Annotated in this window: 8 protein-coding genes; 4 read left to right on the forward strand and 4 right to left on the reverse strand. The window is 65.6% G+C overall.

The window, feature by feature from the left end:
- Positions 1–37: 37 nt before the first annotated feature.
- The 4 genes from E4L98_RS11325 to E4L98_RS11340 are packed head-to-tail and all read right to left on the reverse strand — an operon-like array spanning position 38 to position 4335.
- Complete coding sequence (locus E4L98_RS11325) at positions 38–1201, reverse strand: UbiH/UbiF/VisC/COQ6 family ubiquinone biosynthesis hydroxylase (protein ID WP_135201670.1); 1164 nt, start codon at positions 1199–1201, stop codon at positions 38–40.
- On the reverse strand, positions 1198–2550 hold the full coding sequence (gene pepP / locus E4L98_RS11330; protein ID WP_267874909.1) for a Xaa-Pro aminopeptidase: 1353 nt from the start codon (positions 2548–2550) through the stop codon (positions 1198–1200). The genes E4L98_RS11325 and pepP overlap by 4 nt, the downstream gene beginning before the upstream one ends.
- Positions 2547–3281, reverse strand: a complete 735-nt coding sequence (murU, locus tag E4L98_RS11335) for an N-acetylmuramate alpha-1-phosphate uridylyltransferase MurU (RefSeq protein ID WP_135201672.1) — start codon at positions 3279–3281, stop codon at positions 2547–2549. The genes pepP and murU overlap by 4 nt, the downstream gene beginning before the upstream one ends.
- 10 nt (positions 3282–3291) lie before the next feature.
- Complete coding sequence (locus E4L98_RS11340; RefSeq protein WP_135201673.1) at positions 3292–4335, reverse strand: aminoglycoside phosphotransferase family protein; 1044 nt, start codon at positions 4333–4335, stop codon at positions 3292–3294.
- 108 nt (positions 4336–4443) lie between these two features.
- Here E4L98_RS11340 and E4L98_RS11345 point away from each other — a divergent pair, with 108 nt between their 5' ends.
- The 4 genes from E4L98_RS11345 (at position 4444) to rsmA (ending at position 10122) form a co-directional block, all read left to right on the forward strand.
- The gene (locus E4L98_RS11345) at positions 4444–6705 is read left to right on the forward strand and encodes an LPS-assembly protein LptD (RefSeq protein ID WP_229257357.1); all 2262 of its coding nucleotides are present in this window, start codon (positions 4444–4446) and stop codon (positions 6703–6705) included.
- Positions 6706–6786: 81 nt separating this feature from the next.
- A complete protein-coding gene (locus E4L98_RS11350) occupies positions 6787–8262 on the forward strand; it encodes a peptidylprolyl isomerase (protein ID WP_135201675.1) in 1476 nt (491 codons plus the stop codon).
- Between the two features lie 18 nt (positions 8263–8280).
- Positions 8281–9336 (forward strand): 4-hydroxythreonine-4-phosphate dehydrogenase PdxA, encoded by a 1056-nt coding sequence (gene pdxA, locus E4L98_RS11355; RefSeq protein ID WP_135201676.1) that lies wholly within the window; start codon positions 8281–8283, stop codon positions 9334–9336.
- 18 nt (positions 9337–9354) lie between these two features.
- Positions 9355–10122, forward strand: coding sequence for a 16S rRNA (adenine(1518)-N(6)/adenine(1519)-N(6))-dimethyltransferase RsmA (gene rsmA / locus E4L98_RS11360; protein WP_135201677.1), 768 nt, complete (start codon positions 9355–9357; stop codon positions 10120–10122).
- Positions 10123–10247: the final 125 nt, after the last annotated feature.

A 10247-nucleotide genomic window follows, 5' to 3' on the forward strand; every position in this document is an offset into this window, starting at 1 on the left:
CTGGGCTCGTGTGCGATTGGCAGAACTGACCCCGGATTTAGCGGCGGCCGTACATCATCAGGTCGGCCAGCAGTTCGCGCGCGGGACCGATCATGTCGATCGCGGCCAGCGAGAGGCCCAGCAGGGACTGGGCCGGCGAGTCGTTGGCGAAGATGCGGGCCATGGTGTCGGTCACGCGCACGGTGGTGCCGCGATCCTGGCGGCGCTGTTCGGTGTAGACCGCCAAGGTGGTCGGCGTGGCGGCCTGCGCCAGCAGACGCGCCAGTACGGTGACGTCGCGCAGGCCGAGGTTCAGGCCCTGGCCCGCCACCGGGTGCAGGGTCTGCGCGGCGTTGCCGATGGCGACGATGCGCCCGGTGTTGTGGGCGTCGGCGTTCAGTCCTAACGGGAAGGCGAGGCGCGGTGTGGCGTGGGAGAAGCGGCCGACACGGTCGCCGAAGGCCTGGCCCAGCGCGTTCAGGAAGTCGGCGTCGCTCAGGCCTTGCAGGTGCGCGGCCGTTTCAGGGCGCACGCACCAGACCAGCGAATATTCCTCGCCCTGCGGCAGCAGCGCCAGCGGGCCTTGTTCCGTAAAGCGTTCGTAGGCGCGCTGCGGTTGCGGCGTGCTGCTGCGCACTTGCGCGATGATGGCGGTCTGCTGGTAGTCGCGGTGGATGGCGCGGCTTTGCTGTTCGTTGAACAGGCCTCCCTCCGCCTGCACCACGATGGCCGCGCGCAGCACTTGCGGCACGTCGGCGGCGATGGTCAGTGACACGCCGTCGTGGTCCTCCCCCAGCGCCGCCACGCGCGCCGGCCGCAGGGCGGCGATGCCCAGCGCGGTGCAGACCTCGCCCAGCGCTTTCACCAGGTCGCCGTAGCGGACCACGTAGCCCAGCGCGGGCAGTTGGTAGTCGTTGCGGTCGATCAGGCTGCGGCCGAACTGGCCGCGGCGCGAGACATGTATCTGTTCGATCGCGGTCGCCACGGCCGGCCACGCGCCGATGTCCTCCAGTATCTGCCGGCTGCCCCACGACAGCGCCAGCGAGCGCGGGTCCTGGCAGGACTGGTCCAGCGTCCTGGCGTCGATCAGGGCGATGCGGCCGGCGGCCATGCCGCGCTTGACCAGCAGCGCCGCCAGGGCCATGCCGGCCGGCCCGGCGCCGCAGATGGCGACGTCGTATGCCGCTGCGGTGGATGTGGCGTGCGAGGTGGTGTCGTTCATGGTTGCTGCATCAATTCTTCAATCTCGGCCACACTCTTGGGCGCGTCGGCGCTGAGGATGGTGTGGCCCTCGGCAGTGATCAATACATCGTCTTCGATGCGGATGCCGATGTTCCAGTATTCTTCCGGCACGCCGTCGGCCGGACGCACGTAGATGCCCGGTTCCACCGTCACCACCATGCCCGGTTCCAGCAGGCGCGATGGTTTGTCGGTCTGCGTCACGTCGCGGTACTGGCCGACGTCGTGCACGTCCATGCCCAGCCAGTGACCGGTGCCGTGCATGTAGAACTGCGTGTAGCGCTTTTCCGCGATGATCTCATCCAGGCTGCCTTGCAGCAGCCCCAGCTCCAGCATGCCTTGCGCCAGCACGCGCACCGCCGCCTCGTGCGCGCCGGCGTACGGCAGGCCGGGCTGCATGGCTTGCAGCGCGGCGGCTTGCGCGGCCAGCACCAGTTCGTACAAGCGCTTTTGCGGCGCGCTGAAACGGCCGTTGACCGGGAAGGTGCGGGTGATGTCGGAGGCGTAGCCATCGAGTTCGCAGCCGGCGTCGATCAGCACCAGGTCGCCGTCGCGGGTTTGCGCGTTGTTGGCGCTGTAGTGCAGCGTGCAGGCGTTGGCGCCCGCCGCGACGATGGAGTTGTAGGCAGGCGCCTGCGCGCCATTGCGGCGGAATTCGTACAGCAGTTCCGCTTCCAGTTCGTATTCGTGCATGCCGGGACGGGCGGCGCGCATGGCGCGGATGTGGGCCTGTGCCGAGATCTGCGCCGCGCGCAGCATGGTGGCCTGTTCGCCTTCGTCCTTGCGCAGGCGCATTTCGTCCAGCAGCGGCAGCAGGTCGATCGTGCCGGCGGGAGCGGTGACGCCGCTGCGCGCCTTGGCGCGCACGGCGGACAGCCAGCCGGCGACCCGCGCATCAAGCGTGCTGCCCGCCGAATCATGGCCGCAGCCGGCGGCACGCGCCAGCGGATAGTACAGCGCCGGCACATCGCACAGCAGCTTGCTCATTTGCTCGTCCAGCGCTTCGATGGCGTACGCTTCGTCGAAACCGAATTCGGCGCGTGCGGCTTGCGGGCCGTGACGGTAGCCTTCCCAGATTTCGCGGTCGATGTTTTTCTGCCGGCAGAACAGGATGGAACGCGCCGGCGCATCGCCGTGCGCGGCCACCAGCACGACCGCCGCTTCCGGCTCGGTGAAGCCGGTCAGGTAGTAGAAATGGCTGTCGTGGCGGTACAGGTATTCGCTGTCGGCGTTGCGCCGGACTTCGGGCGCGGTGGTCAGCACGGCCACCGCGCCTGGCGGCATCTGCGCCATCAGGGCGGCGCGACGCGCGGCAAACCGCGCCGGCGTCACTGCAAACCTTTCGTCAGCGGCGCCCTGGACGCCAGCGGCGCGTTCAGCACGTCGAGCTGCGTGACGGTGCCGACGTTGTGCCATTCGCCTTCATACACTTCTCCGCCCACCTGCTTGCGGTCGATGTACTCGCGCAGCAGCGGGCCAAGCTTGGCGTAGTCGCCAGCCTGGATGCGGTCGAACATCTCCATGCGGTACACACCGATATTCCCGAAGGTCCACTTCGGCGAGCCTTCGTTGGTCAGCGTGTACATGGTCATGCCGAAGTCACCCTGCGCGTGCCAGTCCGGATTGGGCACCATGTACAGCCAGCAGATGTCGCGCTTGTCCGCCGGGTAGGGATTGCCCCACATGTCCTTGTCGTGCAGGACGTCCTTGACCTGTTCGAAATCGAAGTAGGGGATGTAGATATCGCCCGACACCGCCACGAACGGTTCCTCGCCCAGCAGGTGGCGCGCCTTGGCGATGCCGCCGGCCGTCTCCAGCGCCTGTTCCTCGCGCGAGTACATCAGCTGCGCGCCGAACTGGCTGCCGTCGCCGAGCGCGGCCTCGATCTGCTCGCCCAGGTGGGCGGTGTTGATGACGATCTCGGTGATGCCGGCCTTGACCAGGTTGAGGATGTGCCAGACGATCAGCGGTCGGCCGCGCACCTTGAGCAGCGGCTTGGGCGTGCTGTCGGTCAGCGGACGCATACGCTCGCCGCGTCCGGCGGCGAAGATCATGGCTTTCATGCGGCCGGCCTCAGAAGGTGTAGCCGACTTGCGGCTGACGGTCTTCCAGCAGATCCAGCAGGCGCAGCAGCGGCTTCAGATCCTTGTAGCGGCTGGCGGTCTTGCGCACGTATTCCATCACGGTCGGCAGGTCGTCCAGGTATTGCGCCTTGCCGTCGCGGTAGTTGAGGCGGCAGAACAGGCCGAGGATCTTCAGGTGGCGCTGCAGGGCCGCGTATTCGAAGTCCTTGTAGAAGGCGTCGATGTCCGCGCTGACCGGCAGGCCCAGCGACTTGGCGTGCTGCCAGTAGCGGATCACCCAGTCCAGCACCAGTTCCTCGTCCCACTGCACGTAGGCGTCGCGCAGCAGCGAGGCCAGGTCGTAGGTCATGGGGCCGTACAGCGCGTCCTGGAAGTCCAGCACGCCCGGATTGCCGGCATCGACCACCATCAGGTTGCGCGAATGGAAATCGCGGTGCACATACACCTGCGCCTGCGCGGTGACGTTGGCCAGGATGGCGTCGAACACGCCCTGCAGTTCGGCCGTCTGTTTCTCGGTCAGGGTGGCGTTCAGGTGCTTGCCGATGTACCACTCGGGGAACAGGTTCATTTCGCGCAGCAGGAAGGCGCGGTCGTATTCGGGCAGCACGCCCGGCTGGCTGGTCAGCTGGAACTTCACCAGCGCTTCCAGCGCCTCGGCGTACATGGTGGCGGCGTTGTCGTGGTCCAGCGCCGACAGATAGGTGGTGTTGCCCAGGTCCGACATCAGCATGAAGCCGGCTTCGTAATCGGTGGCGACGATGCGCGGCACGGTGACGCCGGCGTGCGTGAGCATTTCGTCAACCTTGACAAAGCCCAGCACGTTTTCGCGCTCGGGGGGCGCGTCCATCACGATCAGGGTCTGGCCCAGTGCGGATTGCTGTTCAGGCAATACGTCGACGCGGAAATAGCGGCGGAAACTGGCGTCGGCCGAGGCCGGACGCGCGCTGGCCGCATCGACCACATTCAGCTTGCCCAGCCAGGCCTGCAGCAGTTCGAAGCGGGGATCGGAGGTTAAATTCTGTAATAAAGACATTGAAGCGTGCCGAGGAAACCGGCGTCAGGTGAAGATTCCCATATAATAAGGGATTCAAATTAAAAAATCGCCTGTCACGGTGTTTCGTCCCTTCTTTTCATGAGTCGCATGCGCTGGCTACTGGCCCCTAAAATCAAACCGCGGCGCCTGGCGTATGCCTTGTCCGCTATCGTCACCGTGTCGGCGCTGCCGGCGTACGCCCAGACCTCGCCGCGCGCGCCGCGCCCGCCGCGGGTGGAGGACAAGGACGCCGTCACCGTGGTCAAGGCCGAGGACATCAGCGGCCGCCCCGAGCGCGAGATCAACCTCGAACGCGATGCGGAAATCGTCAAGGACAAGACCAAGGTCAAGGCCGACAGCGCCTGCTTCCGCCAGGTCGAGAACGAGGTGGAAGCGCACGGCAATGTGAAGATCTGGCGCTTCGGCGACTATTTCACCGGCGATGACGTGCAGTTGAACATGGACACCGGCAAGGGCTACATGCTCAACCCGACCTACAAGCTGGAAGCCAACGGCGGCCAGGGCAAGGCCGAGCGCCTGAACTTCATCAACGAGGACGAAGCCCAGGTCATCAACGGCACCTACAGCACCTGCCAGGGCGCCAATCCGGACTGGTATCTGAGTTCCGATACCATGAACCTCGATTCCGGCCGCGACGTCGGCACCGCCGGCAAGACGCTGATTTACTTCAAGGATGTGCCCATCCTCGGCACACCGGCGCTGTCGTTCTCGCTGTCGGGCGCGCGCCGCTCGGGCTGGCTGTCGCCGACGCCGGGCTTCGGCTCCAAGAACGGCGCCGAGCTGGTGGTGCCGTACTACTTCAACATCGCGCCCAACCGCGACCTGACCGTGTACCCGAAAATCATCGGCAACCGCGGCATCCAGCTCGGCGCGCTGGGACGCTACCTGGGCGAGACCGACGGCGGCCTGTACCAGGGCGAGACCTACATCGAGTTCATGCCGCACGACTCGGAGTACGCCAAGGCCAACCCGGACCAGAAAAGCGACCGCTGGCTGATCCGTTCCTCGCACACCCAGGACATCACCAAGGACTGGGCCTTCAGCTGGAACTTCCGCGCGGCGTCGGACGACAACTATCCGAACGACTTTTCGAAGACCGTGTCCGGTTCGACCGAGCGCCAGCTGCTGCGCGAGCTGCGCACCGACTACCACGGCGATTTCTGGAACCTGACCGCGCGCGTGCAGAAGTACCAGGTGCTGCAGGATCCGGAATCGGTGGTCGACCCGTCGCTGTTCGTGTCGCGCCCGTATGACCGGCTGCCGGCGATCAACTTCAACGCCGCGCAGTACGACGTCGCCGGCGGCTTCGACTGGGCCTTCGACGCCGAGCTGACGCGCTTCTATCATCCGACCCTGATCAACGGCACGCGCCTGGTGGCGATCCCGCAGATCAGCTATCCGATCATCGGCTCGAGCTACTTCATCACGCCGAAGGTGATGGTGAATCTGGCCAGCTACCAGCTGGACGCCTACAACGGCCAGAAGGCCGATAATCTGTCGCGCGCGGTGCCGACCTTCTCGCTCGATTCCGGTCTGGTGTTCGAACGCGACATCAAGTTCGGCGGCAAGGACATCACGCAGACGCTGGAACCGCGGCTGTTCTACGTGAACACCCCGTACCGCGACCAGAGCAAGTTCCCGACCTTCGACACCGACGCGGCCACCTTCAACTTCAGCCAGATCTTCAGCGAAAACCGCTTCGTCGGCTCGGACCGCATCGGCGACGCCAACCAGCTGACGGCGGCGCTGACCTCGCGCTTCCTCGACGCCAACGGCGCCGAGGCGCTGCGGCTGGCGTTCGGCCAGCGCTTTTACTTCAAGGACCAGCGCGTCCAGCTCGACAATTCGACGCCGGTCAACGACGCCCACTCCGACATCCTGCTGGCCGCCACCGGCCGCATCTCGGAGACCTGGGCCTTCGACAGCGCCGTGCAGTACAACCCGAGCCAGAGCCGGGTGGTGTCGGAAAGCTATACCGCGCAGTGGGCGCCGGGCGCGAAGAAGGTGCTGAACCTGGGCTACCGCTACCTGCGCGACAGCTTCAAGAACGTCGAGCTGTCCAGCCAGTGGCCGATCTTCCAGAAGTGGTACGGCGTCGGCCGCATCAGCTACTCGCTGCAGGACAAGAAGATCCTGGAAAGCCTGGTCGGCCTCGAATACAAGGCCGATTGCTGGGTGTTCCGCACCGGCGGCCAGCGCTTCGTGACCACCTCGACCAAGGCGTCGACGCAGATCTTCTTCCAGCTCGAACTGAACGGTTTGTCGCACCTGGGCGTGGGCAGTCCGCTGGAGGCCATGAAGAGCAGTATTCCAGGTTATCAGCGCCTGAATGAGGGCTATGGCCGCTAACCCATGTACACTTGGCGTCCGCCGCGGGAAAAACCGGCGCGGCGCCTTTTGTCTTTTTTACACCTTTGAGCGTTCTGAACCATGCGTAATGCCAGTAAGTACCAGATAAAACTCCTCGCAGTCCTGTTGTGCACGGCCGCGCTCAGCGGTTGCAGCCTGTTCTCGTCGAAGAAGAAAGAAGCAGAGCCGGCCAAACCGGCCGCCACCGCGCCCGCCGCCGCCGCGCCGGCCGCGGCAGCCGCCAAACCGGTCGCCAAGAAGGATGGCACCGGCTTCCTGCCGCCCGGCGAGTCGGGCAACGTGGCCATCGATTCCATCGTGGTGGTGGTCAATGACGACGTCATCACCCAGCGCGAGCTGGCCAACCGCATCAAGACCGTGACCGCGCGCATGAAGGCGCAGAACGTGCAGATGCCCGCCCCGGCCGACCTGCGCCGCCAGCTGCTGGAACGCATGATCGTCGAGCGCTCGCAGCTGCAGATGGCCAAGGAATACGGCGTGCGCGTGGACGACCTGCAGCTGGACCGCTCGATCGCCCGCATCGCCGAAGCGCAGAAGATGAATGTGCAGGAATTGCGCAATCAGGTGGAAAAGGATGGCACGCCGTTCTCTTCCTTCCGCGAAGAGATCCGCGAAGAAATCATCATGCAGCGCCTGCGCGAGCATGAAGTGGATGCCAAGATCCAGATTTCCGACGCCGAGGTGGACAGCTTCATCGCCGCCCAGAAGGCGGCCGCCGCCGAGCAGTACGAGATCAATATCTCGCAGATCATGATACGGATTCCCGACAACGCCAGCGCCGAGGTGATCGCCCAGCGCCGCGCGCGCGCCGAGGAAGTGATGCGCCAGCTGCGTACCGGCGCCGACTTCGCCAAGATGGCCGCCACCTATTCGGACGCCAGCGACGCGCTGCAGGGCGGCGCGGTCGGCTGGCGCCAGCCCGAGCGCCTGCCGCCGGTGTTTGCCGAGGCGCTGTCCAAGCTGAGTCCCGGTCAGGTCACCCCCATCATCAAGAGCACCGGCGCCTTCCACATCCTGAAGGCGGTGGACCGCCGCAGCCTGGCCGAAGCGCAGGCCGTGGCCAACGTGCAGCAGACCCACGCGCGCCACATCCTGATCAAGGTGACGCCGACCATGAGCGCGGCCGACGCCAAGCGCAAGCTGATGGAGCTGAAGGAGCGCCTGGACAACCACGCCGCCAAGTTCGAAGACCTGGCGCGTCTGGTGTCACAGGACGGTTCGGCCTCCAAGGGTGGCGACCTGGGCTGGCTGTATCCGGGCGACACCATGCCGGAATTCGAGACCGCCATGAACGGCCTGAAGATCGGCGAAGTCAGCCAGCCGGTGGAAACCAGCTTCGGTATCCACCTGATCGAAGTGCTGGAGCGCAAGACCGACGATGTCTCCAAGGAGCGCGACCGCAACAATGCCCGCCAGGCGCTGCGCGACCGCAAGCTGGAGGAAGCGTCCGAAGCCTGGCAGCGCGAAGTGCGTGACCGTGCTTATGTCGAATACCGCAACGAGGACGACAAAGCCGCCAGCACCGCCAACCAGTAACCAGCAAGGGGAGCACGCATGAGCGCCACTTCAACTACCGGGCGCCCTGCAGTGCGCCCCGCCATTGCCGTGACGGTCGGCGAGCCGGCCGGCATCGGTCCGGAAATCTCCCTGCGCGCGGCGTGGGCGCGGCGGCACGAAGCCAATTGCGTGCTGCTCGGCGACGCCGCCTTCCTGGCCATGACGGCCAACGATATCGATCCCGCCATCAAGGTGTCCGCGCTGTCGCTGATGGCGGTGCGCAACGGCGGCCTGCCGCATTTCGGCCCCGACCGCCTGACCGTGATCGACATCCCGCTCGGCGCCCACGTGGTGCCGGGCCGACTCGACAAGAACAACGGCCGTGCCGTGCTGGACACGCTGGACGCCGCCATCGAAGGCGTGCGTGCGGGCTGGTTCAAGGCCGTGGTCACCGCGCCGCTGCAGAAAAGCACCATCAACGATGCCGGCGTGCGATTTTCCGGCCACACCGAATACTTTGCCGACCAGACCGGCACCGCGCAGGTGGTGATGATGCTGGCCGGTCCGCAGCAGAGCAATGGCGAGCCCTTGCGCGTGGCGCTGGCCACCACCCATCTGCCGCTGAAGGACGTTTCGGCCGCGATTACCGTGGACAGCCTGGCGCGCGTGCTGGACATCCTCCACCACGACCTGAAGACCAAGTTCGGCATCGCCGCGCCGCGCATCCTGGTGTGCGGCCTGAACCCGCACGCGGGCGAGGGCGGCTACCTGGGCCGCGAAGAGATCGACACCATCACACCGGCGATCGGCGCCGCGCAGGCGCGCGGCATCGATGCGCGCGGTCCCTATCCGGCCGACACGCTGTTCCAGCCCAAGTACCTGCGCGACGCCGACTGCGTGCTGGCCATGTACCACGACCAGGGCTTGCCGGTGCTGAAGTACGCCACCTTCGGCAGCGGCGTCAACATCACGCTGGGGCTGCCGCTGATCCGCACCTCGGTCGACCACGGCACCGCGCTGGATCTGGCCGCGCAGGGGCTGGGCAAGGCCGACTGCGGCAGCATGGAGCAAGCCATCACGGCGGCGCTGGGCATGGTCCGCGCCACCTCTTAACTTTTTGAACACAACAACATGAAACACGTCGCCCGCAAACGCTTCGGCCAGAATTTCCTCCACGACCAGCACGTGCTGGGCAGCATCACCGACTCGATCGATCCGCGTCCGGACGACGCCATGGTCGAAATCGGCCCCGGCCTGGGCGCCATGACCGAGCAACTGCTGCGTTCGCTCAAGCACATGCACGTGGTCGAGCTGGACCGCGACCTGGTGGCGCGGCTGGAGAAGGCCTATCCGCCGAACAAGCTGACCATCCATGCCGGCGACGCCCTGAAGTTCGATTTTTCCACCATTCCGGTGCCGCAGGGGCAGAAGCTGCGCATCGTCGGCAACCTGCCGTACAACATTTCCAGCCCGCTGCTGTTCCACCTGGCGACGTTCGCGCCGCTGGTGCAGGACCAGCACTTCATGCTGCAGAAAGAGGTAGTGGAAAGGATGGTGGCCGCGCCGGGCAGCAAGACCTATGGCCGGCTGTCAGTGATGCTGCAATGGCGCTACGACATGTCGCTGCTGTTCGTGGTGCCGCCGGACGCCTTCGATCCGCCGCCGAAGGTCGATTCCGCCATTGTGCGCATGATCCCGCTGGCGCAGCCGCTGGCCTGCGACCAAGCCAAACTGGAAGCCGTGGTGCAGAAAGCCTTCTCCCAGCGCCGCAAGGTGATCCGCAACTGCGTGGCCGGCATGTTCACCGAAGCGCAGCTGATCGAAGCCGGCATCAACCCCGGCGACCGCCCGGAAACCGTCGGCCTGGCGCAATACGTCGCCCTCGCCAACCTGCTCTGACAGTCGGGGACAGACCACGATTTTGCAACAAGGGCGAAGCCCTTGTTGCAAAATCGTGGTCTGTCCCCGAAAAAAAAAGGTTCATCGCGGATTACCGGGATGAACCTGTTGTAAACGCAAGAGAG

This window comes from Duganella callida (genome assembly GCF_004614165.1).
Classification (GTDB): Bacteria; Pseudomonadota; Gammaproteobacteria; order Burkholderiales; family Burkholderiaceae_D; genus Rugamonas; species Rugamonas callida.

Bases quoted from the DNA above. Each gene is read 5' to 3' on its own strand.
- E4L98_RS11325 (WP_135201670.1), bottom strand. From the start codon at position 1,201: ATGAACGACACCACCTCGCACGCCACATCCACCGCAGCGGCATACGAC.
- murU (WP_135201672.1), bottom strand. From the start codon at position 3,281: ATGAAAGCCATGATCTTCGCCGCCGGACGCGGCGAGCGTATGCGTCCG.
- E4L98_RS11340 (WP_135201673.1), bottom strand. From the start codon at position 4,335: ATGTCTTTATTACAGAATTTAACCTCCGATCCCCGCTTCGAACTGCTG.
- E4L98_RS11345 (WP_229257357.1), top strand. From the start codon at position 4,444: ATGCGCTGGCTACTGGCCCCTAAAATCAAACCGCGGCGCCTGGCGTAT.
- E4L98_RS11350 (WP_135201675.1), top strand. From the start codon at position 6,787: ATGCGTAATGCCAGTAAGTACCAGATAAAACTCCTCGCAGTCCTGTTG.
- pdxA (WP_135201676.1), top strand. From the start codon at position 8,281: ATGAGCGCCACTTCAACTACCGGGCGCCCTGCAGTGCGCCCCGCCATT.
- rsmA (WP_135201677.1), top strand. From the start codon at position 9,355: ATGAAACACGTCGCCCGCAAACGCTTCGGCCAGAATTTCCTCCACGAC.